We start from the raw sequence: 26,483 nt of genomic DNA, 5'->3' as shown, positions 1-26,483 counted from the left end.
GTGTTCAGCACTGTTTTGGTCGCCAACCGCGGGGAGATCGCGGTCCGGGTCATCCGGTCGCTGCGTGCGCTCGGCGTCCGTTCGGTCGCGGTGTACAGCGACGCGGACGCCGACGCGAAGCACGTGCGTGAGGCGGACACCGCGGTCCGCATCGGCCCGGCCGAAGCGGCGAAAAGCTATTTGTCGATTCCGGCCATCGTGCGGGCGGCGCTGGACACCGGGGCGCAGGCCGTGCACCCGGGGTACGGCTTCCTGGCCGAGAACGCCGGGTTCGCCCGGGCCTGCGAGGAGGCCGGCCTGGTCTTCATCGGGCCGCCGCCGAGCGCGATCGACGCGATGGGCGACAAGATCCACGCCAAGGCGACGGTGTCCGCGGCCGGCGTCCCGGTCGTGCCGGGAGCGTCCGATTTGGACATTCCCGAGGGCGGCTTCGCCGAAGCGGCCGCGAAAGTCGGGTACCCGCTGCTGCTCAAGCCCTCTGCAGGCGGCGGCGGCAAGGGCATGCGGCTGGTGCACGAGGAGTCCGAACTGGACGCTGCGATCGAGTCCGCGCGGCGCGAGGCCAAGGGCTCGTTCGGCGACGACACGCTGTTGATGGAGCGTTTCGTCACCACCCCGCGGCACATCGAGATCCAGGTGCTGGCCGACGCGCACGGGACCGTGCTGCACCTCGGCGAGCGCGAGTGCAGCTTGCAGCGTCGGCACCAGAAGATCATCGAGGAGGCGCCTTCGGTGCTGCTCGACGAGGCTCAGCGCGCGAAGATGGGTTCGGCTGCCGCCGAGGCCGCGCGGTCCGTGGGCTACGTCGGCGCGGGCACCGTCGAGTTCATCCTGTCGGCGCACGATCCGGACGAGTTCTTCTTCATGGAGATGAACACCCGGCTGCAGGTCGAGCACCCGGTCACGGAGATGGTGACCGGACTCGACCTCGTCTCGTGGCAGGTCCGGATCGCCGCGGGCGAGCCGCTGACGCTGCGTCAGGAAGACGTTCACCTCGAAGGTCACGCCATCGAAGCCCGGGTGTACGCCGAGGATCCGGCGCGCGGGTTCATCCCGACCGGCGGCACGGTGCTGGCCGTCCACGAGCCCTCGGGTGAGGGCGTGCGCGTCGACTCGTGGATGACCGAAGGCGCCGTGATCGGCTCGAACTACGACCCGATGCTGGCCAAGGTCATCGCGTACGGCCCGGACCGCGCGTCGGCGCTGCGCAAGCTGGACCTCGCGCTGGCCGACACCGCGTTGCTGGGCGTGGGCACGAATGTGGCGTTCCTGCGCGGTCTGCTGGCCGACGAGGACGTCCGCGCGGGCCGGCTCGACACGGAGCTCGTGGACCGGCGGCTGGACGAGCTGGTCTCCGCCGACGTGCCGGCTGAATTCTTCGTGGCCGCGGCGATGGACCGGCTGCTGTCGCTGCAGCCTTCCGGGTCCACTGTGGACCCTTGGGACGTGCCGACTGGCTGGCGCCTCGGTGCCACCGGCGGCGTGACGTTCCGGCTGCGCTGTGGCGCGACGCAGGCGGTCGTCCGCGTCGAAGGCACTCCGGCCGACGCCACGGTGAAGGTGGACGACTCCGAGCCGGTGCGGGTCTCGGCCCGCCGCGACGGCGATCTGCTGGAAGTCCGCCAGACGCAGGGATTCCTGCGCTACCGTCACGCCTCAGGTCCGGAAAGGACAGTCTGGCTGGCCGGTGCGGGCCGCAGCTTCGCGTTCGCGGATCAGGAAGTGCGGCTTTCGGCGCGCGGGGAAGCCGCGGGCGCCGGGCCGGTCACCAGTCCGATGCCGGGCACCGTGCTCGTGGTGAAGGTCGCCGCCGGCGAGGAGGTCAGCGCGGGCACGCCGTTGCTGATCGTCGAGGCGATGAAGATGGAGCACACCGTGACCGCGCCGATCGACGGTGTGGTGAGTGAGCTTTCCGTCCGCGCGGGCCAGCAGGTCGCGCTGGACGAGACGCTGGCTGTGATCAGCCCGACCGAGGAGAAGCAGTGATCGACTTCCGCCTGGACGAAGAGTACGAATCACTCCGCAAGACGGTCGAGGACTTCGCCCACGCGGAGGTCGCGCCGGTGATCGGCCCGATGTACGAGAAGGAGGAGTTCCCGTACGAGATCGTGGCCAAGATGGGCGAGATGGGCCTGTTCGGCCTGCCCTTCGCCGAGGAGTTCGGCGGCATGGGCGGTGACTACTTCGCGCTCTGCCTGGCGCTGGAGGAGCTGGCCAGGGTCGACTCGTCGGTGGCCATCACGCTCGAGGCGGGCGTTTCGCTCGGGGCGATGCCGATCTACCGCTTCGGCACGCAGGAGCAGAAGGAAACCTGGCTGCCCGCGTTGTGCACGGGCGAGGCACTGGGCGGCTTCGGCCTGACCGAACCGGGCGGCGGCTCGGACGCCGGCGCTACGCGCACGCGCGCCAAGCTCGACGGCGAAGACTGGCTGATCAACGGCAGCAAGGCGTTCATCACCAACTCCGGCACCGACATCACCCGGCTGGTCACCGTCACGGCCGTCACCGACGTGATGGAGAACGGGCGCAAGGAGATCTCCGCGATCATCGTCCCGGCCGGCACCCCGGGCTTCGCGGTGGCGCGCAGGTACTCGAAGGTCGGCTGGAACTGCTCGGACACCCACGAACTGTCCTTTTCGGACGTCCGGGTCCCGGCCTCGAACCTGGTCGGCACGCGGGGTCGCGGGTACGCCCAGTTCCTGTCCATTTTGGACGAAGGCCGCGTCGCGATCGCCGCGGTGAGCGTGGGCCTGGCCCAGGGCTGCGTCGACGAGTGCCTGAAGTACGCCAAGGACCGCGTCGCGTTCGGCCACCGCATCGGCGAATACCAGGCGATCCAGTTCAAGATCGCGGACATGGAGGTCCGCGCCCACACCGCGCGCCTGGCGTACTACCAGGCGGCGTCGAAGATGCTGCGCGGCGAGCCGTTCAAGAAGGAAGCCTCGATCGCAAAACTCGTCGCCTCCAACGCAGCCATGGACAACGCCCGCGACGCCACCCAGATCTTCGGCGGCTACGGCTTCATGAACGAGTTCCCGGTCGGCCGCTTCTACCGTGACGCCAAGATCCTGGAGATCGGCGAGGGCACCAGTGAGGTGCAGCGGATGCTGATCGCGCGGCACCTCGGGGTGGCTTGAGCGCGGCTGATCAAGCCAGCAGCGCCGTCCGCCAGCCCTCGGCGCGCGCGTCGAGATATTCGGAGGCGGCCAGCCAGACGCGGCCGTGGCCCTCGTGCCACAGCCGCGTCCACGGCTGATTTCCTTGTGCGGCTTGGGTCTTGAGATGGGTGTACATCGATCGGGCCCGCGGTCCCATGAGCTGGGCGAGGTTTTCGCGCTGTGCTTGGTCGAGGCCGTACGCTTCGGCGAACAACCGCAGGCGGCGGGTCGCCTCGGCCTGCGGGGTCCCCGGTCGCAGTGGCGCGAAAGCGGGCACGGCGTAGGCCAGGTCCCAGATCCGGGTCCCGGGCGCGGCGGTGTCCCAGTCGATGAACACCCACTCCGCTCCGGCAACGAGGTTCCACGGCGCGAGGTCGTGGTGGGCGATGATCTCGGCCCCGTCACCCGGGATCACGACCTGCCACCGCGCGTCCGGCGGCGGCCGGAACCCCGCGACGGCGTCGTGGAACTCCCGGATCAGCCGGGCCACGCGGGTGAGCGCGGCGTCGGGCTCCATCGTTTCGTCGTGGTCCGGATGGACGACGGGTCCTTCGGCGTAGCTGAGTACCTCGCGGCCTCGACCGTCCAGCCCGAGTGGCCGTGGGGCCCCGCGAAAACCGGTGCCATGGAGATGTTCCAGCAGCGCGTGCACCGCGGGTGTCCACGGGCCGGCCGGTCGCCGCACCGTGTCGCCGACCCGCACGACCCCGGTGTTCATGTTGCCGCCGGGGAGCGGGACCTCCTCGAGTCCGGTCATGGCCCGGTCCCCAGCTCGTCCGCGGTGACGAGGCCCCGCACACCCGGGTCGCCGAGTTGGTCGACGATCACGCTGCCGCCCAGCCAGGTCGCGCCGCACTCTTCGACCATGGTCCGCACCGTGGTGGCCTGGCTGCCGGTCTCGATCCAGTCGTCGACGAACAGGACTCGATCGTCCGGGCGGAGAGCGGCGCGCTGCAAACGGAGGCGGTGCCGCTGCCCACGGTAGTCAGGGGTGGTCGAGCGGCTGATCTTCGAGCCGGGGAACAGGCCGCCTTTCCGCACGGCGACGAACCCGGCGCCGAGTTCCACCGCCACCGCGCCGCCCAGCAGGAAGCCGCGGGACTCGACTCCGCAGACCGCGGTGACACCCTCGGCGCGGTACGGGTCGGCGAGTGCCTTGACCACCGCCGCCAGCGTGGGCGGGTCGCGGAAGAGCGACCACACGTCAGCGTGGCCGTCGATCCAACGGAGCCGTTCGCGGACCAGATCGGCGGCGTGGTCGGTCATACCGCCCACCCAACCAGCGCCCGGGCCGCGCGGGCATCCGGTTTTCCGGCACATGGGTCCACACCGTGCGGTAGAACGTCTTCCATGGGGTACTACATCGTCCGATCGGGTGCGGACGCCGACGCGGACACCTTGCTCGGGTTCTTCGACGAGGCCGTCGAGTGGCTGGTGGCGCGGGGCAGCTCCGGGCAGTGGGGCGCCGAGCCGTGGTCCGCGCAGCCGAAGCGGATCGAGCAGGCGCGCGTCCTGGCCGCGGACCCCGGCCTGCGCATCGCCGAGGTCGACGGGGTGGCCGCGGGCGCGTTGATCGTGGCCGAGGAATGCCCGGAGCACGTGCCGAAGGCCGGTGAGCGCGAGCTGTACATCCGGCTGCTCATCACCTCGCGGCGGTTCGGCGGCCACGGCGTCGGCGCGCGGCTGATCGAGTATGCGCTGGACGAGGCGAAGCGGCGCGGCATCGAGCTGGTCCGCGTCGACTGCTGGGCCGGCGGCGACGGCGACCTCCAGCGCTACTACGAGGGGCAGGGCTTCAAACCGACCGTCCGGTTCGACGTCAACGGCTGGCTCGGGCAGGTGCTCGAACAGCGGCTGAACTGAGCCACGGCTGGCGTTATCGTCGAAGTGCGTGCACCATATTGACACGACGCCAATAGTGTTCCGTCTCCGAAGACGCAGGAGGAGCCCGCCATGGCCAGGCCGCCCCGCTCGCTCACCGGGAAAGTCATCGTGATCACGGGGGGTGCGCAGGGCATCGGCGCCAGTACCGCGTCGGCGCTGAGCCGGCTCGGCGCGCGCGTCGCGATCGGCGACCTCGACCAGGCCCGCGCGGAGAAGACGGCGGCCGAGCTGGACGCGGAAGCGCTCGCCCTGCCGCTCGACGTCACCGACACCGCGGCGTTCACCGGATTCCTCGACGAGGTCGAGCGCCGGCTGGGGCCGATCGACGTGCTGATCAACAACGCCGGCATCATGCCCCTCTCGCCGCTGGCCGAGGAGGACGACGCGACCACGCGGCGGACGTTGGAGATCAACCTGCACGCGGTGCTGCACGGCACGCGCGAGGCCGTGAAACGGATGCGGCCGCGGGGGACCGGGCACATCGTGAACGTCGCGTCACTGGCCGGAAAGTCCGGTTTTCCCGGCGCGGCCACGTATTGCGCGACCAAGCACGCCGTGGTCGGGCTGTCCGAGGCGGTGCACCTGGAGCTGCGCGGGACCGGGGTGCTGGTGTCCTGCGTGATGCCCGCGGTGGTGCGCACGGAGCTGGCCGCCGGGCTGGGCGAGGCGCGCTTCATCAAGTCCGTGGGGCCCGAGGACGTGGCGGCGGCGATCGCGCAGGCGCTGCGGTATCCGCGGTTCGACGTCTTCGTGCCGAAGTCGTTGGACCTCACGGGCCGCTTCACCCGGCTCTTTCCGCGGGCGTTCGGCGAGTGGTTCGTCCGCACCCTCGGGGGCGACCAGCTGCTGGCCTCGGCGGCCCACTCACCGGAACGCGCCGAGTACGAGGAGCGGGCCGCGCACAGCGCACCGGCGGCGGATTCGGGCCGGTGACCGGCGGCACTGTCCGAAATGGACGTGCTTGCCGGGTGCTTGCAACTGTGGCGGTTGAAGCCGCCCCGCCCGGCACGGCAAGATTGGCCTGGAGACGAGCTCCAGGAGGCACGATATGGCTTCACCATCGGCACGGCTGGCCGCCGCGGCTTCGAACGTCGTGGGCAAGGTCCTGCGTGGTGGTGTCGCCGACCTCCGCCCGATGCCCAGGGTGCTGATCGACCAGGGCCCCAACCGCTCGGTGTACCGGATGACGCACGGCGCGTCCGAGGTCTCCGGCCCGCCGATCCTGCTGGTGCCGCCGCTGGCCGCGCCCGCGCTGTGCTTCGACCTGCGCCGCGGTTGCAGCCTGATCGAGCACCTGGTGGAGGCCGGGCGGCCGACGTACCTGGTCGACTACGGCTCGGTCGCGTTCGCCGACCGGCGCCTGGGCATCGAGCACTGGATCGACGAGGTGCTGCCGCGCGCGATCCGCAAGGTGAGCGAGAACGCGGGCGGCCAGGGCGTGCACCTGGTTTCGTGGTCGCTGGGCGGGATCTTCTCGATGCTGGTGAACGCCGACCAGCCGGGCCTGCCGATCGAGTCGATCACCGCGATCGCCTCGCCGGTGGACTTCACGGCCATCCCGATCGTCGCGCCGTTCCGCCCGCTGGTGGACCTCACCGGCGGCCACCTGCTCACCCCGGTCTACCGCGCCTTCGGCGGCGCACCGTCCTATTTGGTCACGCGGGTGTTCCGCGCCACCGGCATCAGCAAGGAGATCACCAAGCCGCTGGCGATCCTGAAGAACCTGGACGACCGCGACTATTTGGCGCAGATCGAGGCCGTGGACCACTTCATGGACAACATGTACGCCTACCCCGGGCGCACCTTCGGTCAGCTGTACCACCGCCTGTTCCGCACGAACGACCTAGCCGAGGGCACCGTCGACCTGAACGGCCGCGTGATCAGCCTGTCCGACGTGAAGGCCCCGACCCTCGTCGTCGCGGGCGAAAACGACACGATCGCGCCGCAGGCTTCGGTGGAGCGGGTGGTGCAGCTGCTGGACAACGCGCCCGAGGTCCGGTTCAGGACTGCTCCGGGTGGGCATTTGGGGGTTTTGACGGGGCGGCGGGCGCGGGGGACTACTTGGAAGTATCTGGACGAGTTCTTGGATGACCGGATTTCCGGTACGCCAGAAACTACTTGAGCTGGGCGGACGTCTTCCCCAGCACCCGTCGAGCCACGATGAGCTGCTGGATCTGCTGCGTCCCCTCGAAAATGTCCAAGATCTTCGCATCCCGAGCCCACTTCTCGAGCAAAGACTCTTCCGTATAACCGAAAACCCCAGCCAGCTCGACGCACTTCAAAGTGATCTCCACGACCGACCGCCCCGCCTTGGCCTTCGCCATCGAGGCCTGCAGCGAGTTCGGCTGACGGTTGTCCGCCATCCACGCGGATTCGAGGGTCAGCAGATACGCGGCCTCGTAGTCAGCCTCCAGTTGCAAGAACGCCGCGGCCGCGGCGTGTTGCGTGACCGAAGGGCGGTCGTAGTCGATGGTGACCCCGGCGGAAGACAGGATCGTGCGCGTCTCCTCCAAAGCCGCGCGCGCGACGCCGATTGCCATGGCCGCGACCAAGGGGCGGGTGTTGTCGAAGGTCTGCATGACGCCCGCGAAGCCCTTCGCGGTGTCGATTTCCGGGGTGCCCAAAAGGTTTTCGCGCGGGACTCGGCAGTTTTCGAAGCGCAGGACGGCCGTGTCGGACGCGCGGATTCCGAGTTTGTGCTCCACGCGCACGACCTCGAAGCCCGGGGTGCCCTTCTCCACGACGAAACTCTTGATCGCCGCGCGGCCCTTCGACTTGTCCAAAGTGGCCCAGACGACCACGGCGTCGGCGCGCTGGCCGGACGTCACGAAGATCTTCTCGCCGTTCAGGATGTAGTCTTCGCCGTCCTCGACCGCGGTGGTGGTGATCGCGGCGGAGTCCGAGCCGCAGCCGGGCTCGGTGATCGCCATGGCCGCCCACAGGCCGGAGAAACGCTCCAGCTGCTCGTCCGTCGCCACCGAGCCGATGGCCGCGTTTCCCAAGCCCTGACGCGGCATCGACAGCAGCAGGCCGACGTCGCCCCAGCACATTTCGATCGTGCCGAGGACGACGTTCAGGTTGGCGCCGTTGCGGTTTCCCTTCGCAGTGTCTGCACCGGACCGTCGTACGCCCGCCGCGCCCGCGCCGCCCTCGCCGGAGGAGTTGAGGCCGTCGAGCAGCGCCGCGAACATGTCCAGCTCGGCCGGGTAGGTGTGCTCGGCGCGGTCGTACTTGCGCGAGATCGGCCGGAACACCTCGGCCGCGGCCTGGTACGCCTGGTTGATCAGCGCGCCGGCCTTCTTCGGAACCTCAAGGTTGATCATGAGCTGCCTTTCGAAAAGTCCTAGAGAAGGACGGCGCCTTCCATGACGCCGATCGCCCGCAGGTCGCGGTACCAGCGCTCCACCGGGTGCTCCTTGACGAAGCCGTGCCCGCCGAGCAGCTGCACCCCCGCGTTGCCGATCTGCATGCCCTTGTCCACGGCCAGCTTGCGCGCCAGCGCGGCCTCCCGCGCGTACGGCTTGCCCTGCTCGGCCCGCGCGGCCGCGCGCAACGTCACCAGCCGCAGGCCCTCCAGCTCGATCGCGATGTCCGCCACCGAGAACGCCACGGCCTGGCGATGGCTGATCGGCTCGCCGAACGCCGTGCGCTCGTTCACGTACGGCACCACGTAATCGAGCACGGCCTTCGCGGTCCCGGCAGCGAGCGCCGCCCAGCCCAGCCGCGACAGCCGCACGACCTCGGCGAAAACGTCCGCCTTGCCGCCGCCCAGCAGCGCGCCGGCGGACAGCGCGACCTTTTCCAGGCGCAGCTTCCCGGTCGCGGCGCCGCGCAGGCCCATGGCCGGTTCGGACTCGACCGACACGCCCGCGCTCGAAGACTCGACGATGAACAACGCCGGGCCACGGCCTTCGAGGTCGGCCGACACGATGAACAGCTCGGCCTGCGCGGCGCGCGGCACGAGCGACTTCACGCCGTCGAGCTGATAGCCCTTCGGCGTGCGCTTCGCCTTGGTGGCCGGCTTGAACGGGTCGAACAGCGGCGCGCGCTCCTGTAGCGCCAGCGCGGCCGCGGGCACCTGCTCGCCGGCGAACGCGGGCACGTAGTCGGCCTGCTGCTGCTCGTCGCCCCACGCCACCAGCGCGGTGCTGACCGCCGACGGCGCGAGCACGGCCACGGCCAGGCCCAGGTCGCCGTGCGCGAGGGCCTCGGCGACCAGTGCGTTGGTGACCACCGAACGCTCGGTGCCGACGCCGCCGAGTTCTTCGGGAATTCCGACGAGGCTGATGCCCAGCTCGGCCGCGCGCGTCAGCAGGCCTTCGGGGGCTTCGAGCTTAGCGTCGGCGTCCGCGGCGGCGGGCCGCAGCTGCTCGGCGGCGAACTCGGTCACCGTCTCGACGATGAGCTGTTGGTCTTCGCTCGGGGTCAGGTCGAACAAACCCGCGCCGGACGCGGGGGCGAGTCGCGCGGGCTTGCCCAGCCGCTGCACCGAGGTGAACGACCTCGTGGCCGCCCCCGCCGCCCGGAACCCCGTGCGGGTCCCGGCCTTGACCAGGTTCTGCACGGGTTCGCGGAGCCCCGCCTTGCCGATCACCCTGCTCCCGGCCAACCGGGTGAGCGCGGCCAGGCCGAAGCCCATCGCGTCTCGTTTCCTTGGCGCAGCCATATGGCCTCTCCCTCGCGTTACCTACTCACGAGTAGGTTAACGTGAGCTGCCCGGATGCGCCAGTGCCGTCCCTCACTCGTGCCGGTTGACGCCGGTCAGCCGCGCCGAGACGTCCCACAGCTGCTTCGCGAGGTCGGTGTCGCTGTCGGCCTTTCGCCTGCGTTCGAGCGAAGGCCGTGCGCCGGAACGGCCGGTGGGGCCCACGTACGAGTTGCCCGGCAGGTCTTCGGCTACCGCGTACAGCGTCGGCAGCGCGCCGTACTCGGCTTCACGCTGTGCGATGAACTGGTAGCTGAAGCGCGTGACGGCCTGCAGCGGTCCGCGAAGGTGCTGATCCAGCGAAGTCGCCGCGACACCGGGGTGCGCGGCGAGCGCCCGTACGGAGCTGCCCGCAGCAGCGAGACGGCGTTGCAGCTCCAGCGTGAACAGCAGGTTCGCGAGCTTCGAAGCGCCGTACGCGCGCATCGGCCGGTAGCGGCGGCGCTCCCAGTTCAGATCGTCAAGCCGGACAGTGCCGATCCGCGCGAGCCCGGACGAGACGGTGACCACGCGGTCGGTGATGCTCGGCAGCAGCAGGTTCGTCAGCGCGAACGGGCCGAGGTGGTTGGTGCCGAAGTGGTCCTCGAAGCCGTCGGCCGTTTTCCCGCGTGGCACGGCCATGATCCCGGCGTTGTTGACCAGCACGTCGAGCTTTCCGGTCCACGAGTCGGCGAAAGCGCGCACCGACGCGAGATCGGCGAGGTCGAGCGCGCGCACCTCGGTCTTGCCACGGATGCCCGCGGCGACGCGCTCGCCCTTCGCCACATCGCGTACGGCCAGCACCACGCGGGCGCCCGCCTGCGCCAGTTCGCGCGCGGTGACCGCGCCGAGCCCGCTCGACGCGCCCGTGACCACCATCGTCCGCCCGGTGAGATCGGGGAGTTTCCACTGTCCGGATGTCATGCCCTGAGTGTGACCCCGGGCCGGTGCGGCGGGCAGAGTCCGGGTAACCAGGGATCGGCGATCCCTGGTTACCCGCGGGCCGGCGCCGATAATGGACGGCATGGACCGTCCCGGAATGGCCGACTTCCTGCGCCGACGCCGCGAGGCGCTGCAGCCCGCCGACGTCGGCCTGCCGAAAGGGCCGCGCCGGCGCACCAGCGGCCTGCGCCGCGAGGAGATCGCGACGCTGTCCGGCATGTCGACCGACTACTACACCCGCCTGGAGCAGAAGCGCGGACCGCAGCCGTCGGAGCAGATGCTGGCCGCGATCGCGCGCGGGCTGCGGCTGACGGTCGACGAGCGCGACCACCTGTTCCGCCTGGCCGGCCACGGCACGCCGGCCCGGATGGCGCGGGCGGACCACGTGAGCCCGGCGCTGCTGCGCGTGCTCGACCGGCTCGAGGACACGCCCGCGATGGTGCTGTCCGACCTCGGCGAAACGCTCGCGCAGAACCGGCTCGCGGCCGCACTGCTCGGCGACCACAGCGGGTACACCGGGCTGACCCGCAGCACGGTCTACCGGTGGTTCACCGATCCCGGCGAGCGCGCGATCTATCCCGACAGCTACCACGAAAAGTTCGCTCGTGAAATCGTCTCGGGCCTGCGCGCGACGGCGTCCCGGGCCGGCCGCGACACCCGCGTCGCCGAGCTGGTGCAGCGGCTGTCGAAGGAGAGCAGCGAGTTCGCCGAGCTGTGGGAACGGCACGAGGTGGGCCTGAAACCCGCGCGGCGCAAGGTGATCGTCCACCCGGAGCTGGGCGGCATCGAGCTGGACTGCCAGTTCCTCTACACCGACGACCTCGCCCAGGCGCTGCTCGTCTTCACGGCCACCCCCGGTAGCGAGGACTACGAAAAGCTGGCGCTGCTCGGGGTCATCGGCCAGCTCGCGGGACGCTGACCGGACGGCGCGCCCACGGCGTGCGTTCGAAGGCGATCAGCGCGAGCACGGTGGCGGCCACGATCAGCACCAGCACGGCCGCGGGCACGTGTGCCAGCAGCGGTGTCAGCGCGAGCAGCACCACGGCCAGCACCAGTCGCTGGCGGTTCCAGCTGCCGAGGTTGCGGCGGCGCAGTGAGCTGACCGCCACGAGGTACAGCGCGAGGCCGCCGGTGAGCGCCCAGAGCGGCACGCCGTGCAGCGGCACACCCGGTCCATAGTGGACGGTGTCGGCCAGGTACAGGAACGACTTCTTCAGCCCCAGCGCGACGAGCACCACGCCGGCGATCAGCGGCAGGTGCAGGAAGGTGTAGGAGTCGGTGGCGATCTTCGCGCGTTCGAGCCCGGTCGCGCGCGTGAGCCGGTGCTCCGCCGCGTGGGCGACGACGTCGAAGTACGTCCACCACATCCCGGCCGCCAGCGCGATCCCGCAGATCGCCGACCCCGCGACGAGCCAGGTCATCGGCAGCTCGCCGATGCCGATCCCGATCGCCACGATCGACTCGCCCAGCGCGATGATCACGATCAGCCCGAACCGCTCGGCGAAGTGGGCCGGCGAGTTCAGCCGCCAGCCGGCCGGGCCGGACAGGTAGACGTTGAGGTAGTCGGCGAACAGCGCCACCGCCCAGACCACGAGCTGCCACGGCCCGTGCAGGAACGTCGCCACGGCCAGCAGCGCGATGCTCGGCACCAGGCCGCGCAGCATCCGCAGCAGCACCCGGCGCAGCTCCGGGTCGTGCCGCGCCGCGCCGAGATACGCGACTTCGTGCAGCAGCCGCACCACCGCGTAACAGCCGACGAACAGCAGCGGCGCGTCCAGCCCGCCCGGCGGGCCGGTGAACGCCTCGGGCACGGTGAGCGACACCAGGAACATCACGGCCATCGCGCCGAACATCGCGAGCCGCGCGACTCCCTGGTCCACGTGGATCGTCGTGCCGAGCCACGCGTAGCTGCACCAGCACCACCACAGCACCGCCAGCACCATCAGCCCCTGTGCGACGCCGAGCGGGCTCAGGTGGTCGGCCATCAGCTGGGTCGTCTGCGTGATCGCGTAGACGAACACGAGGTCGAAGAACAGCTCGAGGGTTGAGACGCGGTGGTCCTCGTCCGCGCCGACCAGGTGCAGTCGCTGTCGTGGGGGCACGCGGCATCGTTGCACGGAAAAACGGTGATCGGGAGCGGTTTCCGCGTTCAGGCGAGACCGAGGACGGCGTGCAGCAGCGCGGTCAGCTCGGCCTGCAGGTGGGGCCGCCCGGAGACGCGGCGGGTGCGGCTCAGGTCGTTGGCCACCGTGAGCGCCGCGTGGACGCGGACCCTCGCCTCGCGCGCCGGCAGGCCGGGGTGGACGGCGGTGAGCAGGCTGAGCCATTGGCCCACGTAGTCGCGCTGGACCCGCAGCAGGTCGGCCTTGTCGCGGTCGGGCATGGTGACGCGGTCGGCGGTGAAGGAGACCAGCAGCTCCGGCGTGTGCAGCAGCGTGTGGACGTACGACGCGGCCAGGCGGCGCAGGCCGGTCGCCTCGTCCGGGGCCTGGAGGGCCTGCTCGGCGGCCAGCGCGAGCCGGTCGGCGGCGCGGTGGCCGATGGCGACCATCAGCGCGGCCTTGCTCGGGAAGTGGCGGTAGACGCTCGGGCCGGCGATGCCCGCCGCCGCGCCGATGTCCTCCATGCTGACCGCGTGGAAGCCGCGTTCGGCGAACAGCGCGGTCGCGGCCGCCAGCACCTGCTCACGGCGTGACGGCGTGCCGAGGCTCGCGACGGTTGTGGGCGGGGCCGCGGCCCCCGACGGGAGTGTGGTTTCCACCACAGCCGTCGCCAGCTCCACGAGCAGCGCGATGAAGCGTTTCCTGGCCACGGTGGTGTGGTGCACGGACACACTGCCGAACACCGACAGCGCCGCCCAGCACAGCAGCTCGGCCTCTTCGGCGGGCAGCTCGGGCCGGGTCGTGAGCACCGCTTTCGTCCACGCGTCGAGCACGGCGCCGGAGCGGCGGCGGATCTCCCGGCGCTCCTCTCGCGCCAGGTGCGGGCCCTCCCAGCGCCACAGCGCGGCGATCTCCCGGCGTTCCACGGCCTGCGCCGCCAAGCCCGTGAGCAGGGTCTCGAGCTGCGCGGACGCCGGCACGGAGTCCGTCAGCGCGTCGGCGGTGACCGCCTCCATGTCGTCGATCCCGCTGAGCACGACGTAGGCCAGGATCGCCTGCTTGTCGCTGAAGTGCCGGTACAGCGCGGGCCCGGTGACACCCGCCGCGGCGGCGATGTCGTTGATCCCCACCCCGTGGAAGCCGCGGGCGCGGAACAGCCCGGCGGCGACCGCGGCGAGCTGGGCCTTGCGGTCGCGTGGCCGCGGCGCGCGGGCGGGTTGGGTACTCATGGTGAACCGACCATAGCGCGAACCGGAACACTGGCAACCCATTGACACCATCGGGTTCCGAGGGCATATGTTAATCAGCATTAGCACTACTGACAGGTATGCTGGCGGGTGCCGGTGCACGTCGGCTGATCCAAAGAAGTGTCCATCCAGACGCCCTGCGCGGAGGAGTGTTCAGTGAGTAGCGAGGCCTACATCTACGAGGCGATTCGCACGCCTCGGGGCAAGAACAAGGGCGGTGCGCTGCACGGCACCAAGCCGGTCGACCTGGTGGCCGGCCTGATCGAAGAGCTCAAGGTCCGCCACCCGAACCTCGACCCCGCGGCGATCGACGACATCGTGCTCGGCGTCGTCTCCCCGGTGGGCGAGCAGGGCGCCGACATCGCGCGCACGGCGGCGCTGGTCTCCGGCCTGCCGCAGACGGTCGCGGGCGTCCAGCTCAACCGGTTCTGCGCGTCCGGCCTGGAGGCCACCAACACCGCGGCGCAGAAGGTGCGCTCGGGCTGGGACAACCTGATCATCGCCGGCGGTGTCGAGTCGATGTCGCGGGTGCCGATGGGCTCCGACGGCGGCGCGCTGTTCATGGACCCGGCCACCGCGTACGACCACTACATCGCCCCGCAGGGCATCGGCGCCGACCTGATCGCGACCATGGAGGGCTTCTCCCGCGAGGACGTCGACCGGTTCGCCGTGCGCTCGCAGGGGAAGGCCGAAGCGGCCTGGTCCGGCGGCTACTTCGCGAAGTCCGTGGTGCCGGTCAAGGACATCAACGGCGTCACGATCCTCGACCACGACGAGCACCGCCGCCCGGGCAGCACCGTCGAGGGCCTCGGCAAGCTCAAGCCCGCCTTCACCACGATCGGCGAGATGGGCGGCTTCGACGCCGTCGCGCTGCAGAAGTACCACCAGGTCGAGCGGATCGACCACGTCCACACGGGCGGCAACTCCTCCGGCATCGTCGACGGCGCCGCGCTGGTGCTCGTCGGCAGCGAGGCCGTGGGCAAGACCTTCGGCCTGACGCCGCGGGCGCGCATCGTGGCCACCGCGTCGATCGGCTCCGAGCCGACGATCATGCTGACCGGCCCGACGCCGGCCACCGAGAAGGTGCTCAAGACCGCGGGCCTGACCCCGGACGACATCGACCTGTGGGAGCTGAACGAGGCGTTCGCGTCCGTCGTCCTCAAGTGGCAGAAGGATCTGCACCTGCCGGACGAGAAGGTGAACGTCAACGGCGGCGCGATCGCCATGGGCCACCCGCTCGGCGCCACCGGCGCGATGCTGGTCGGCACGGTGGTCGACGAGCTGGAACGCCGCCAGGCGCGCCGCGCGCTGGTGACCCTGTGCATCGGCGGCGGCATGGGCGTCGCGACCATCATCGAGCGGGTGTGAGGACCACAAATGGCTGAGAGCAAGACCATCCGCTGGGACAAGGATGCCGACGGCATCGTCACGCTGACCCTCGACGACCCGAACCAGTCGGCGAACACGATGAACGCCGACTTCCGCGAGTCGCTCGGCGTGACCGTCGACCGGCTGGAGGCGGAGAAGGACGACATCGCCGGTGTGGTCATCACCTCGGCGAAGAAGACCTTCTTCGCCGGCGGCGACCTGAACGACCTGATCCAGGCGAAGCCGGAGCACGCGGCCGAGTTCACCGCGTCCAGCACGCAGATGAAGAGCCAGATGCGGCGCATCGAGCAGCTGGGCAAGCCGGTGGTCGCGGCCATCAACGGCGCCGCGCTCGGCGGCGGTCTCGAGATCGCGCTCGCCACGCACCACCGCATCGCGGCCGACGCCAAGGGCAGCCAGATCGGCCTGCCCGAGGTCACGCTGGGCCTGCTGCCCGGCGGTGGCGGCGTGGTCCGCACCGTGCGGCTGCTCGGCATCCAGAGCGCGCTGCTGAACGTGCTGCTGCAGGGCCAGCGCCACCGTCCGCGCAAGGCGCTGGAGCTGGGCCTGGTGCACGAGGTCGTGGACACCGTCGAGGAGCTGGTGCCCGCCGCCAAGGCGTGGATCAAGGCGAACCCCGAAGGCGGCGTGCAGCCGTGGGACGTCAAGGGGTACAAGATCCCGGGCGGCACCCCGTCGAACCCGAGCTTCGCGGCGAACCTGCCCGCGTTCCCGGCGAACCTGCGCAAGCAGCTCAAGGGCGCGCCGATGCCGGCGCCGCGGGCGATCCTGGCCGCGGCGATCGAGGGCGCGCAGGTCGACTTCGACACCGCGATCACGGTGGAGACGCGCTACTTCGTGCACCTGGCCACCGGGCAGGTCTCGAAGAACATGACCAAGGCGTTCTTCTTCGACCTGCAGACGATCAACTCGGGCGGCTCGCGTCCGGACGGCTTCGAGAAGTACACCACGCGCAAGGTCGGGGTGCTCGGCGCCGGGATGATGGGCGCCGCGATCGCTTACGTGTCAGCGAAAGCCGGGATCGACGTCGTGCTCAAGGACGTCAGCCAGGAAGCCGCGGACCGCGGCAAGGGCTACGCCGCCAAGATCGAGGAGAAGGCCCTCTCGCGCGGCAAGACCACGCAGGAGAAGTCCGACGCGCTGCTCGCCAAGATCAAGCCGACCGCCGACGCGGCCGACTTCGCGGGCGTCGACTTCGTGATCGAGGCCGTGTTCGAGAGCGTCGAGCTGAAGCACAAGGTGTTCGGCGAGATCGAGGGCATCGTCAACGCCGACGCGGTGCTGGGTTCCAACACCTCCACCCTGCCGATCACCACGCTCGCCGAGGGCGTGCAGCGGCAGGAGGACTTCATCGGGATCCACTTCTTCTCGCCGGTGGACAAGATGCCGCTGGTCGAGATCATCTGCGGGGAGAAGACCTCGCCGGCGACGCTGGCCAAGGCCTTCGACTACACCCTGCAGATCAAGAAGACCCCGATCGTCGTCAACGACAGCCGCGGTTTCTTCACCTCGCGCGTGATCGGCACGTTCATCAACGAGGCCGTGGCCGCGCTGGGCGAGGGCGTCGAGCCGGCCTCGATCGAGCAGGCGGGTTCGCAGGCCGGCTACCCGGCGCCGCCGCTGCAGCTGATGGACGAGCTGACCCTGACGCTGCCGCGCAAGATCCGGCTCGAGTCGAAGACCGCGGTCGAGGCCGCGGGCGGCAAGTGGCAGGGGCACGCCTCCGAGGCCGTCATCGACCGCATGGTCGAGGAGTACGACCGCAAGGGCCGCTCCACCGGCGCTGGCTTCTACGAGTACGACGAGAACGGCAAGCGCACCGGCCTCTGGCCCGGCCTGCGCGACGCGTTCAAGGCCGGCGCCGGCGACGTCCCGTTCGAGGACCTCAAGGAGCGCATGCTCTTCGCCGAAGCCCTCGAAACGGTGAAGTGCTTCGATGAGGGCGTGCTGACCTCCGTCGCCGACGCCAACATCGGCTCGATCTTCGGCATCGGCTTCCCGGCCTGGACCGGCGGGGTCATCCAGTACATCAACCAGTACGACGGTGGCCTGCAGGGTTTCGTCGACCGGTCCCGTGAGCTGGCCGCCCGCTACGGCGACCACTTCACGCCGCCGGAGTCGCTGGTGGCCAAGGCCGCCAAGGGCGAGATCTACGAATAAGCGCTGACGTCGAGGGGCCCTTTCCCGGATTCGGGAGAGGGCCCCTTTTCATCGTGCGGATTCCACGGCAGTGGCCCGCGATCTCTTGGCGGGACGGCAAAATTGCGGGACCCCGCCCCGTCCCGGTATGTGAAACTGGTTCATGGACCAGACCACCGCCACCCAGGAGCACCAGCACGATCCGCTCGCCTTCCGGGGCGGCGAGAAGCTGGTGAAGCTCATCGGCGCGCTGTACCAGCGGCCGCGGATGGGGGATCTGCCCCGGTCGCTGCATCAGGCGAACGTCGAGTGGGAGCCCGGGTACCAGCAGGAACGCGCGGGGCGGCGCGGGCTGCCGATGGTGTGCCTGGTCCGGTCGGACTCCTGCGAGGGGGTGCTGGAGGAGTTCAGCGCCCGGCTGCGCAGCGCCCGGCCCAGCGGCAGCGTCCGGTACGCCTACCTGCCGCTCGACCAGCGCAAGGCGACCGACACCGAGGGCGTCGCGACCGCCGCCAGCGTCGAGGCGGTGCGGGACATCCTGTGGGACGCGCGCAACGAACTGCTCCGCAGCCCGCGTTCCCGTGGCACCGGGCTGCGCTTCGGGCTGTTCACGCTCGTGGTCCAGCTGATGGGCGAGAAGCTGGCCGGGCACGACCCCGAGCCGGAGCGGACGCTGTTGCGGCGGCTGCAGGAGAACGGCCTGATGGTGCGGTTCCGCTCGGCCATCGAGAACGTCGGGCAGGAGCTGGTGCCGCAAAACGACGCGTGGCGGATTCCGTTGCTGCTGCTGCGGTTGCTGACCATGGCGACGTTCCGGCTCGCCGTCACCGGGCGGGTGCCGGGGCTGTCCGGCCGGTACCGCTGGTTCCTGCGCCAGCCGCACCTGGCGCCGGAGATGTCGGGCAGCTTCGTGCGGTTCGCGCTGCGGCTGACCGACGGCGAGTGGCAGCGCGAGTCACCCGAGTTCGTCGGGCGGCTGCTGGTGAACGCGTTCCTGGAAGACCTCCGCCGCGGGTACCGGCTGCGCCCCGCGGGGTTCTGGCGCCGCCGCCGGATGACCTACCCGGTGCTGCTGCTCGACCACGTGAGCACCGTGAACGGCGGCTACCGGCTGCTGAAGCTGATCAACGACGTGCGCAACCAGACCGGCCTGTTCGACCCGCTGCTCGTGGTCGCCACGAGTCACGCGCCGCCGCCGGACGCGGCGCCGAGCGAGCTGCGGCCCAAGCGCCGCGCGTCCGACGCGGGCGGCGCGTACCGGGCCTGGCAGCACGAACTGCTCAAGGACCGGCGTGCCCGGGACGCCGCCGCGTGGTACCTGCCGATCGGCCTCGACCACGTCGGCTCGCACGAGCAGCAACTCGAAGCACGCAAGGAACTGCAATCGCTCGGCGACACGTATGTGCTGCGCCGCCGTGAATCCCGCCCACCGTGGTGGGCGACGCGGTGGATGCGGATCGGCGTGCCGCTGGTGGTCCTCGCCCTCGCCGGGAGCCTGGTCGCGGTGCGGTACGAGGACTTCCGCGCGAGCCACTGCGGCACGAGCAGCGAGTGGCTCACCTGGACCGGCAGCGAGTGCGTCGGCATCTCCGACGGCACGTTCACCCTGTTCGACCCGGCCGACGACACGATCCGCCAGGTCGAGCAGGTGATCACCGACCAGAACCGGCGGGCCGAGCAGCTGCACGAGGAACACGGGGAACGGCCGTTCATCACGCTGGTCGACTTCGAGGCCCTGACCTCGTCCAACGGCACCGCCGAAGGTCTCACCGCCGAGCGCGAGTCGCTGGAGGGCTTCGCCGTCGCGCAGCTGCGCCAGCTCAACGCGACGGCGACGTCCGAGCCGATCGTGCGGATGCTGATCGCGAACGGCGGGACCGGGATGCGCGAGGGCGTGCGCGTCGCCGGGCAGCTGAAACAGATGGCGGAGCAGGACAAGAGCCTGGCCGGCGTGGTCGGGCTGGACATGAGCAGCGAGCCGACCCAGGCGACCATCCGCGCGCTGGGCAACGCCGGCCTCCCGGTGGTCGCGTCCACCCTGAGCGCCGACGGCCTCGCCGACCAGAACCCCATCTACTTCCAGGTGGCGCCCCAGAACCGGCGCGAGGCCGCCGTCGCCGCGGCGTTCGCGAGCCAGCGGCCGGGCCCGCGCACGCTGCGTGTGTACTACTCCGACGACGACTCCGACAGCTACAGCACCAACCTGCGCGACGACATGGTGAAGTCGTTCCAGGACAAGGGGTTCACGGTCGAGGCACGGGCATTCGCACCGGACGGCGGACAGGTCGCGCCGCCTTCGCACCAGCGTTACGGCGACCGTCTGGTGGGCAACGCCGCGGCGGCCGGGCGCGACACCTGTTCGTACGACGGCCTGGTCTTCTTCGCCGGTCGCGGAGTGCCGGACTTCGGCGACTTCGCCGGCGGCGCCGCGCAGTGCGGCAGCACCGCGACGATCATCGGTGACGACGACGTGAGCCGTTACGTCGCCGACCAGGTGGCGCGCGAGCAGAATCGGGCGCTGCCGTACTACTACCTCTCCTTCGCGACCGAGCCGGCGACCGACCCGCAAGGACTGGCGCGGGACTTCTACACGACGCTGAACACCACGCTGTTCCCCTTCGAACGGACCGTGCGCGGCAGCTCTTACGACGGCCACGCCGGGCTGTCCTACGACGCCGCGCTGGTGATGATCACGGCCACGGCGTACCTGCGCGAGACGTCGTCGAACATCCCGGTCACCCCCGGCGCGGTCTGGCGCGAGATCACCGCCATCCACACCTCGCGCGAGAACCCGCAGCAGACCAACAAGTACATCGAGGGCGTCACCGGGACCATCGACTACGGCGGCGACATCAGCCGGAACGTGCCGGAGGACAAGCCCGTCGCGGTCCTGCGCGTCGAGGGCGGTGAGGTGGTCCGGACCTTGCAGGGCTTCTGCGGGCTGTCCGTCGGCCGCACCCCGGACCCGTGGTGCCCGACGGACGGCTGACCTGTTTTCTGTCCACCGGAGTTCGCCGGGAAGTCACCGGACGCGGTTAGGGTCCGCTCATGCGCCGTCGTGTCACGGTGGTCCTCACCGCCGTCCTGCTGACCTCCGCCGTGGCACCGGCCGAGGCTTCGCCCGCTGATCTCGCCGCCTCCGTCGACCCATTGATCGGCTCTGCGGGCGACGGCAACACCTACCCGGGGGCGACGGCGCCGTTCGGCATGCTGGCCTGGAGCCCGACCAGCACCCGCGGCGACCAGACCAGCACCGGCGCGGCCAACGGCTACCAGTACGACACGACCCGGCTGCGCGGTTTCAGCCTGACCCACGTGAACGGCGCGGGCTGCAACCCGGGGGCGGCGGGTGACGTGCCGATCCTGCCGTTCACCGGCGACGTCACCTCTTCACCGAGCGCGGACACCACCGACGCCGTGTACGCGAGCGACTTCGCGCACGCCGACGAGTCCGCGACACCCGGGCGTTACCGGCTGGGCCTGGCGAACGGCGTCACCACCGATTTCGCCGCGACCGACCGCACGACCGCCGGCACGCTGTCCTTCCCCGCGGGCAAGCCCGCGAACCTGCTGTTCCGCACGTCGAACTCGTTGAACGGCAGCGAGGACGCCGAAACCCGGCTCGACCCGGCGCATCGGCAGGTCACCGGATCCGTGCTCACCGGCGCGTTCTGCGGACGCCGCGCGAACGGCGGCGTCAACAACCGCAAGAGCTACTACCGGCTGTACTTCACCGCGCAGTTCGACCGGCCGTTCACCGGCACCGGCACGTGGAAGGACGCGACGCTGCAGCCGGGCGGGCTGGCGCAGACCGGCGGCGAGGGTTACGCGACGGACAAGGACCGGGCCGGCCGCGGCTCGGGCGGGTACGTCGGCTTCGCGCCCGGCAGCCACGTCACCATGCGGCTCGCGATCTCGTACGTCTCGCTTGAGGGCGCGGAGCGGAACCTGCGGGCCGAACAGTCTCCGACGTCCACTGTGGACAGCGTGGCGGCCGCGACCCGGCGCTCGTGGAACGACGAGCTGGGCCGGGTGTCGATCGGCGGCGGCACGCCGGACCAGCGAAAAGTCTTCTACACCGCGCTCTACCACGGCTTGCAGCAGCCGAACCTGGTCAACGACGTCGACGGCCAGTACCTCGGCATGGACCAGGTGCCGCATCGGCTCGCGCCCGGGCAGCGCGCGCAGTACGGCAATTTCTCCGCTGGGACCAGTACCGCGCGCAGGTCCAGCTGCTCGCGCTGCTGGAGCCGCGCGTCGCCGGGGACTTCGCGCAGTCGTTGTTCAACTACGCCAAGCAGAACAACGGCGTCTGGGACCGCTGGGTGCACGTCAACGGCGCCACGCACGTGATGACCGGCGACCCGTCGGCGGCCACCCTCGCCACGTTCTACGCGATGGGCGTGCGGAACTTCGACTACCGCGGCGCCTTCGAGTCGTTGTACCGGCAGGCCACCGTGCCCCGCCCGGAAGGGCTGCAGGACGGCGGCTGTCCCGGCCAGTGCGTCGGGCAGCGGCCGAATTTGGCCCAGTACCTGGGTTCCCACTACGCCGCGAACGACGTCTGCCACTGCTGGGGCGGCGCGGCGGAAACACTCGAGGACTCGGTCGCGGACTACTCGCTTGGCCAGTGGGCGAAGGCGCTGGGACGCACCAAGGAGGCCGCGGAGCTGAGCGCGCGCGGCGAGTACTGGCGCAACGTCTTCAACCCGGCCACCGGTTACACGCAGGCGCGCAATGTCGACGGCAGCTGGGTCACGCCGTTCGACCCGGCCAGCGACCGCGGCTTCGCGCAGGGCAGCGCGGCGGCGTACACCTGGATGGTGCCGCAGGACGTCTCCGGCCTCGCCTCGGCGATGGGCGGCAAGGCCACGGCCGCCGCCCGGCTCGACGGCTTCTTCCACGACACAGGAGGAAACTGGCAGCTGGAAGGCGGCGGCCCGCTCAAGTACGACCCGACCAACGAGCCCGACATCCACGCGCCCTGGCTGTACAACGAGCTGGGGCAGCCGTGGAAGACGCAGGAGACCGTGCGGCAGCTGGCCGAAACCGTGTACACCACCGGCCCGTCCGGGCTGCCCGGCAACGACGACCTCGGCACCATGTCCGCCTGGTACGTCTTCGCGGCGCTCGGCGTCTACCCGCGTACACCCGGTTCCGGTGAGCTGCTGCTGTCCAGCCCGCTGTTCCCGAAGGCGGTCGTGCGCTCCGGCAGCGGCGCGGTGCTGACGATCACCGCTTCCGGTGCGGGGAAGTACATCCAGGACGTACGCCGTGGCGGACATCCGCAGCGGGACTGGAAACTCGACCCGTCCTTCGTCCGCTCCGGGGGCACGCTCGATTTCCGCCTGTCGCCGACGCCGACGGGCTGGGGCGGCTAGCCGAGCATCCACCGGATGAAGCCGAAGAACTCCTTGGCGAACTCGCGCGGCTCCACCGAGGCCTCGGCGACCTCGTCGACCCGGCGGTACGCCTCGGCGTAGCGCGGGAGCCGGCCGGCTTCGTACGCCTTGAGTGCGGCGGGCACGTCGGCGGACTGTCCTAAGTGGTCAGCCAGCACGGCGGCGTCCTCGATGCCCAGCGAGGCGCCCGAAGTGATGTGTGGCGAAAGCGCGTGCGCCGCGTCGCCGGCCAGCGCCACACGGCCCCCGACCCAGCGCGTTTGCCGTGGCACGGCCATCACACGATTGCGGACCACCTTGTCTTCCGGCGTCGCTTCGATCGCTTCGCGCAGCGGGAACGTCCAGTCGCCTTCGTGCAGATGGGGCACGAGCGCAAGGGCTTCCTGCTTCCCGGACGCGGCCGAGGACTGCGCGCCCAGCTGCGCGAGCACCCAGAACGCGAGCCCGCCGCCGCTGCGCACCACCCCGCCGCGGGTGCGCTCGCGCCCGACCACGAACCGTTCGCTGGTGATCTCCGGGATCGCGCTCTCCGGCACGATTCCGCGCCACGCCAGGTGTCCCGGGTATTCCTGCGCGGCGGAACCGGGTGAAAGCTGCTCGCGCACCTTCGAATAGACGCCGTCGGCGCCGACGAGCAGGTCGGCTTCCGTGGTGCTGCCGTCCTCGAACCGCACGGTGACGGCGTCGGCCCGGTCCTCATAACCGACCACGCGGGCGCTTGTGCGCAGGTGGTCCGGACCAATGGCCTCGGCGAGCAGTTCGTTGAGCCGCTGGCGGGTGACCATCAGGTAGTCGACGCCGGCGAGGTCGGCGTAGTGCTCGTCCAGCACCTGCCCGGTGGGGTCCTGGTAGCGGATCGCGCTCGGATGACCGGCGGCGCGGATCCCGGCGCCGACGCCGAGCCGGTCGAAGACCTCCAGCGCGTTGGCCCACAGCCCGAGCGCGGCGCCGATGCCGCGCACCTGCGGCTCCTGCTCGCACACCAGCACATCGAATCCGGCCTGGCGCAGGGCGAGCCCCGTGGTCAGACCCACGACCCCGCCGCCCGCGACCACTGCTCGTCGCTCAGAACTGTTCGGCACCGCGGTGATGCTGCTCCGTTCGGACGAGGACGGCATCGCACGGCCGCTTTTGTTGCCGAATCGTTCCCCGCGCGTCTGAGTCATCCAGTCAACGTCGAGCCCTCCCTCGCCGATGGGTCGTACTGCTCGGGTCGCCTTCAGGCGATACCGTGTTACGCCCGTTCGGCGGTGAACACCATCCCGAAGCTTGATCGTGACAATGGCCACCGGCCGTGTGCTGGCTTCGTGTCGTGATAGGGGAGGTGCGGGTGGTAGTGCGGAGATGCGCGAGCCAGTAGCGACGGCCGCGAAGGACGAATGATCATCTCCCAGGTTCCCCTGGGAAACGCGGCCGAACGATGAGAACTAGCGACCGAGCGTGATCGTTTGGCGCGCACGTCCATGTGGGTGTCGAATGGTGTCGACAGATAACGAGAAAAGTCGCTGGCCTGGGGCTATTCTAATCCATTAACCCGGAGTAGCGCTTTTCGGAACTCGTCTTCGATGTAGATATCGATTCTCGGCGGTCGACTCGAATCGTTTCGGCGTCACCCGCCCGGAGTGACCAGTCCGGCCTCGTAGGCGGTGATGACCAGCTGCGCGCGATCGCGTGCGTCCAGCTTGGACAGCAGGCGTCCGACGTGGGTTTTCACCGTGCCCAGAGCGATGTACAGACTCTCGGCGATCTCGGTGTTGGACAGGCCGCGTGCGATCAAGGTGAGGACTTCTCGTTCGCGTTCGGTGAGGCCCCGCAACGCCGCGGTGGTGGGCCCGGCCGGCGGCCCCTGGCGGGCGAACGTGGCGATGAGGCGGCGCGTGATACGCGGCGCCAGCAGTGCCTCGCCCGCGGCGACCACGCGGATGGCGGTGATCAGCTCGGCCGCGGTCGAGTCCTTGACCAGGAATCCGCCGGCCCCGGCCCGCAGCGCGGCGTAGACGTACTCGTCGAGGTCGAAGGTGGTGAGGATGAGGACGTGCGCCGACGCCGTCTCGGGGTCGGCGCAGATGCGCCGGGTGGCTTCGATCCCGTCCATGTCCGGCATCCGGACGTCCATCAGCACGACGTCCGGCCGGTGGACGCGGGCCAGCCGGACGGCCTCGGCGCCGGTGCCGGCCTCGCCGACCGGCCGGAGCCCGGGCTCGGCCTCGAGCAGAGCGCGGAAGCTCTCCCGGACGAGCGCGTGGTCGTCGGCGAGCAGCACCCGGGTGTCCGGGGCCGTCACGAGGCGGTCTCCGGCTCGGTGCGGGGGATCTCGGCCACGACCCGGAACCCGCCGCGGGCGACCGGGCCGGCAGCCAGCGTGCCGCCGAAGACGGCGATCCGTTCCCGCATCCCGATCAGGCCCTGCCCACCGCCCGGACGGCGGCGCGGGACCGCGCGGGCCGGTCCGTCGTCGGCGACCTCGACGTGGACCGCGCCGGCCAGCCCGCGCACGGCGATCCGGCAGTGCCGGGCCTCGGAGTGCTCGACCACGTTGGTGAGCGCCTCCTGCACGATGCGGAACACGGCCAGGTCGACACTCGGCGGGAGGCCGGCCGTTCCGGTCAGCGTGAGGTCGGCCGCCAGGCCCGGGCCGCAGAGCCGCTCGACCAAGGCGGGCAGGTCCGCGCTGCCGGGCAGCGGGCTCAAGGCGGGACCGTCAGGGTCGTCAGCGGCGGGGCGCAGCACCCCGAGCAGCCGGCGGATCTCGACCATCGCGGCCTGGCTGGTCTGCTCGATGGTGCTCAGCGCGGCCTTCGCGTGTTCGGGGTTCTCATCGGCGAGACGGCCCGCCACCGTGGCCTTGATCGCGATCAGGCTCATGCTGTGGCCGAGGATGTCGTGCAGCTCGCGGGCGATCCGGAGCCGCTCGTCGGCCACCGCCTCCACCGCCGAGTGACGCGCGAACGCGGTTCTGGCCGCGCGTCGCGAGTGCACCACCCGCCCGGCCGCCCAGGCCACGCTGAGCTGGACGGCCACGGTCCCGAGCTCGAACTGCCACCACAGCGGCACTTCGCTGTGCGACGCGCCCATCGGCAGGTGGGCACTGTAGAACCTGGGGATCGTCACAGCGGCAGCTGCGAGGCAGGCGACCAGCGCCGCGACGGCCGTGGTGGTCCGGTCGGTCAGGTTCGCCACTGTGTACGCGGCCACGGCGGCAGGCGCGTAGGCCACCCACAACGCCCCTGTGCCGCCGATGCCGAGGAAGGTCGCCACCGCGGCGACGAGCACGACCCAGGCCAGCACCGGAATGCTCCAACGGCGACGCAGCAGCAGCGGCAGCCCCACGGCTGCTCCTACCGTCCAGGCAACCCACACCGGGCCCGGGTACGCCGGACCGGGCGGGTCGAGCAGGGTGTAGGGCACCAGCAACGTCAAAGCCAGCGCCACCGCGACGTCGAGCACCACCGCGCGATGACGCCGGGGTTCCCGGAGCCGGTTCAGGCCGGCGAGCTGCTGCGCCACACCGGCACGCTACCGCCGGTTTCGCCGCG

Annotated in this window: 19 protein-coding genes and 1 pseudogene; 10 read left to right on the top strand and 10 right to left on the bottom strand. The window is 70.6% G+C overall.

What is annotated here, in order from left to right; translation table 11 throughout:
• Together BMY97_RS02520 and BMY97_RS02515 are read left to right on the top strand one after the other, a co-directional pair.
• Positions 1-1,986 (top strand): acetyl/propionyl/methylcrotonyl-CoA carboxylase subunit alpha, encoded by a 1,986-nt coding sequence (locus BMY97_RS02520; RefSeq protein ID WP_091612858.1) that lies wholly within the window; start codon positions 1-3, stop codon positions 1,984-1,986.
• Complete coding sequence (locus tag BMY97_RS02515) at positions 1,983-3,137, top strand: acyl-CoA dehydrogenase family protein (RefSeq protein WP_091611798.1); 1,155 nt, start codon at positions 1,983-1,985, stop codon at positions 3,135-3,137. Before BMY97_RS02520 ends, BMY97_RS02515 begins: the two co-directional genes overlap by 4 nt.
• 10 nt (positions 3,138-3,147) lie before the next feature.
• On the opposite strand, the gene BMY97_RS02510 is transcribed toward BMY97_RS02515, so the two are convergent.
• Positions 3,148-3,915, bottom strand: a complete 768-nt coding sequence (locus BMY97_RS02510; RefSeq protein ID WP_091611795.1) for a phosphotransferase — start codon at positions 3,913-3,915, stop codon at positions 3,148-3,150.
• Positions 3,912-4,424 (bottom strand): phosphoribosyltransferase, encoded by a 513-nt coding sequence (locus BMY97_RS02505; RefSeq protein WP_091611793.1) that lies wholly within the window; start codon positions 4,422-4,424, stop codon positions 3,912-3,914. The genes BMY97_RS02510 and BMY97_RS02505 overlap by 4 nt, the downstream gene beginning before the upstream one ends.
• 84 nt (positions 4,425-4,508) lie before the next feature.
• Between BMY97_RS02505 and BMY97_RS02500 the strand changes: the two genes are divergently transcribed.
• The 3 genes from BMY97_RS02500 to BMY97_RS02490 all read left to right on the top strand — a co-directional run bounded on the left by BMY97_RS02500 (position 4,509) and on the right by BMY97_RS02490 (position 7,164).
• Positions 4,509-5,021: a GNAT family N-acetyltransferase gene (locus tag BMY97_RS02500; protein ID WP_091611790.1), complete on the top strand. Its 513-nt coding sequence runs from the start codon at positions 4,509-4,511 to the stop codon at positions 5,019-5,021.
• Positions 5,022-5,111: 90 nt separating this feature from the next.
• Positions 5,112-5,975 (top strand): SDR family oxidoreductase, encoded by an 864-nt coding sequence (locus BMY97_RS02495; protein WP_091611787.1) that lies wholly within the window; start codon positions 5,112-5,114, stop codon positions 5,973-5,975.
• A 115-nt stretch (positions 5,976-6,090) separates the two neighbouring features.
• A complete protein-coding gene (locus tag BMY97_RS02490; RefSeq protein ID WP_091611784.1) occupies positions 6,091-7,164 on the top strand; it encodes an alpha/beta fold hydrolase in 1,074 nt (357 codons plus the stop codon).
• On the opposite strand, the gene BMY97_RS02485 is transcribed toward BMY97_RS02490, so the two are convergent.
• From BMY97_RS02485 to BMY97_RS02475, 3 genes are all read right to left on the bottom strand, one after another.
• Positions 7,157-8,365 (bottom strand): acyl-CoA dehydrogenase family protein, encoded by a 1,209-nt coding sequence (locus BMY97_RS02485; protein WP_091611782.1) that lies wholly within the window; start codon positions 8,363-8,365, stop codon positions 7,157-7,159. The genes BMY97_RS02490 and BMY97_RS02485 overlap by 8 nt on opposite strands.
• Positions 8,366-8,385: 20 nt before the next feature.
• Positions 8,386-9,681 (bottom strand): acyl-CoA dehydrogenase family protein, encoded by a 1,296-nt coding sequence (locus BMY97_RS02480; RefSeq protein WP_091611779.1) that lies wholly within the window; start codon positions 9,679-9,681, stop codon positions 8,386-8,388.
• A gap of 99 nt (positions 9,682-9,780) precedes the next feature.
• On the bottom strand, positions 9,781-10,650 hold the full coding sequence (locus BMY97_RS02475; RefSeq protein ID WP_091611777.1) for an oxidoreductase: 870 nt from the start codon (positions 10,648-10,650) through the stop codon (positions 9,781-9,783).
• A gap of 100 nt (positions 10,651-10,750) precedes the next feature.
• On the opposite strand from BMY97_RS02475, the gene BMY97_RS02470 reads away from it, so the two are divergent.
• A complete protein-coding gene (locus tag BMY97_RS02470) occupies positions 10,751-11,587 on the top strand; it encodes a helix-turn-helix transcriptional regulator (protein ID WP_091612856.1) in 837 nt (278 codons plus the stop codon).
• Here BMY97_RS02470 and BMY97_RS02465 read toward each other — a convergent pair.
• Positions 11,562-12,770 (bottom strand): low temperature requirement protein A, encoded by a 1,209-nt coding sequence (locus tag BMY97_RS02465; RefSeq protein WP_091611774.1) that lies wholly within the window; start codon positions 12,768-12,770, stop codon positions 11,562-11,564. The two genes, BMY97_RS02470 and BMY97_RS02465, sit on opposite strands and share 26 nt — an antisense overlap.
• A gap of 47 nt (positions 12,771-12,817) precedes the next feature.
• A complete protein-coding gene (locus tag BMY97_RS02460; protein ID WP_091611772.1) occupies positions 12,818-13,999 on the bottom strand; it encodes a TetR/AcrR family transcriptional regulator in 1,182 nt (393 codons plus the stop codon).
• 174 nt (positions 14,000-14,173) lie between these two features.
• Here BMY97_RS02460 and BMY97_RS02455 point away from each other — a divergent pair, with 174 nt between their 5' ends.
• From BMY97_RS02455 to BMY97_RS49480, 4 genes and pseudogenes are all read left to right on the top strand, one after another.
• Positions 14,174-15,385 (top strand): acetyl-CoA C-acetyltransferase, encoded by a 1,212-nt coding sequence (locus BMY97_RS02455; RefSeq protein WP_091611770.1) that lies wholly within the window; start codon positions 14,174-14,176, stop codon positions 15,383-15,385.
• 9 nt (positions 15,386-15,394) lie between these two features.
• On the top strand, positions 15,395-17,566 hold the full coding sequence (locus BMY97_RS02450) for a 3-hydroxyacyl-CoA dehydrogenase NAD-binding domain-containing protein (RefSeq protein ID WP_091611767.1): 2,172 nt from the start codon (positions 15,395-15,397) through the stop codon (positions 17,564-17,566).
• A gap of 142 nt (positions 17,567-17,708) precedes the next feature.
• Entirely contained in the window at positions 17,709-20,534 is a 2,826-nt protein-coding gene (locus tag BMY97_RS02445) for a type 1 periplasmic-binding domain-containing protein (protein WP_091611764.1), read from the top strand.
• 59 nt (positions 20,535-20,593) lie between these two features.
• Positions 20,594-22,926 (top strand): annotated as a pseudogene (locus BMY97_RS49480) (GH92 family glycosyl hydrolase).
• Here BMY97_RS49480 and BMY97_RS02435 read toward each other — a convergent pair.
• The 3 genes from BMY97_RS02435 to BMY97_RS02425 all read right to left on the bottom strand — a co-directional run bounded on the left by BMY97_RS02435 (position 22,923) and on the right by BMY97_RS02425 (position 26,454).
• Positions 22,923-24,029 carry an FAD-dependent oxidoreductase gene (locus tag BMY97_RS02435; RefSeq protein WP_245787106.1) on the bottom strand — a complete coding sequence of 369 codons (1,107 nt, stop codon included), beginning with the start codon at positions 24,027-24,029 and terminating at the stop codon, positions 22,923-22,925. The pseudogene BMY97_RS49480 and the gene BMY97_RS02435 overlap by 4 nt on opposite strands.
• Positions 24,030-24,556: 527 nt before the next feature.
• Complete coding sequence (locus tag BMY97_RS02430; RefSeq protein ID WP_091611759.1) at positions 24,557-25,231, bottom strand: response regulator; 675 nt, start codon at positions 25,229-25,231, stop codon at positions 24,557-24,559.
• Entirely contained in the window at positions 25,228-26,454 is a 1,227-nt protein-coding gene (locus BMY97_RS02425) for a sensor histidine kinase (RefSeq protein ID WP_218156655.1), read from the bottom strand. Before BMY97_RS02425 ends, BMY97_RS02430 begins: the two co-directional genes overlap by 4 nt.
• Between the last annotated feature and the right edge of the window lie 29 nt (positions 26,455-26,483).

The organism is Amycolatopsis saalfeldensis (genome assembly GCF_900110575.1).
In the GTDB taxonomy this organism is placed as follows: domain Bacteria; phylum Actinomycetota; class Actinomycetes; order Mycobacteriales; family Pseudonocardiaceae; genus Amycolatopsis; species Amycolatopsis saalfeldensis.
Note: the sequence above shows the minus strand (reverse complement) of the source record. Positions and strands in the feature narration are given on the sequence as shown.

Bases quoted from the DNA above. Each gene is read 5' to 3' on its own strand.
- BMY97_RS02475 (WP_091611777.1), bottom strand. From the start codon at position 10,650: ATGACATCCGGACAGTGGAAACTCCCCGATCTCACCGGGCGGACGATG.
- BMY97_RS02470 (WP_091612856.1), top strand. From the start codon at position 10,751: ATGGACCGTCCCGGAATGGCCGACTTCCTGCGCCGACGCCGCGAGGCG.
- BMY97_RS02460 (WP_091611772.1), bottom strand. From the start codon at position 13,999: ATGAGTACCCAACCCGCCCGCGCGCCGCGGCCACGCGACCGCAAGGCC.
- BMY97_RS02450 (WP_091611767.1), top strand. From the start codon at position 15,395: ATGGCTGAGAGCAAGACCATCCGCTGGGACAAGGATGCCGACGGCATC.
- BMY97_RS02490 (WP_091611784.1), top strand. From the start codon at position 6,091: ATGGCTTCACCATCGGCACGGCTGGCCGCCGCGGCTTCGAACGTCGTG.
- BMY97_RS02480 (WP_091611779.1), bottom strand. From the start codon at position 9,681: ATGGGCTTCGGCCTGGCCGCGCTCACCCGGTTGGCCGGGAGCAGGGTG.
- BMY97_RS02495 (WP_091611787.1), top strand. From the start codon at position 5,112: ATGGCCAGGCCGCCCCGCTCGCTCACCGGGAAAGTCATCGTGATCACG.
- BMY97_RS02445 (WP_091611764.1), top strand. From the start codon at position 17,709: ATGGACCAGACCACCGCCACCCAGGAGCACCAGCACGATCCGCTCGCC.
- BMY97_RS02500 (WP_091611790.1), top strand. From the start codon at position 4,509: ATGGGGTACTACATCGTCCGATCGGGTGCGGACGCCGACGCGGACACC.
- BMY97_RS02510 (WP_091611795.1), bottom strand. From the start codon at position 3,915: ATGACCGGACTCGAGGAGGTCCCGCTCCCCGGCGGCAACATGAACACC.
- BMY97_RS02505 (WP_091611793.1), bottom strand. From the start codon at position 4,424: ATGACCGACCACGCCGCCGATCTGGTCCGCGAACGGCTCCGTTGGATC.
- BMY97_RS02485 (WP_091611782.1), bottom strand. From the start codon at position 8,365: ATGATCAACCTTGAGGTTCCGAAGAAGGCCGGCGCGCTGATCAACCAG.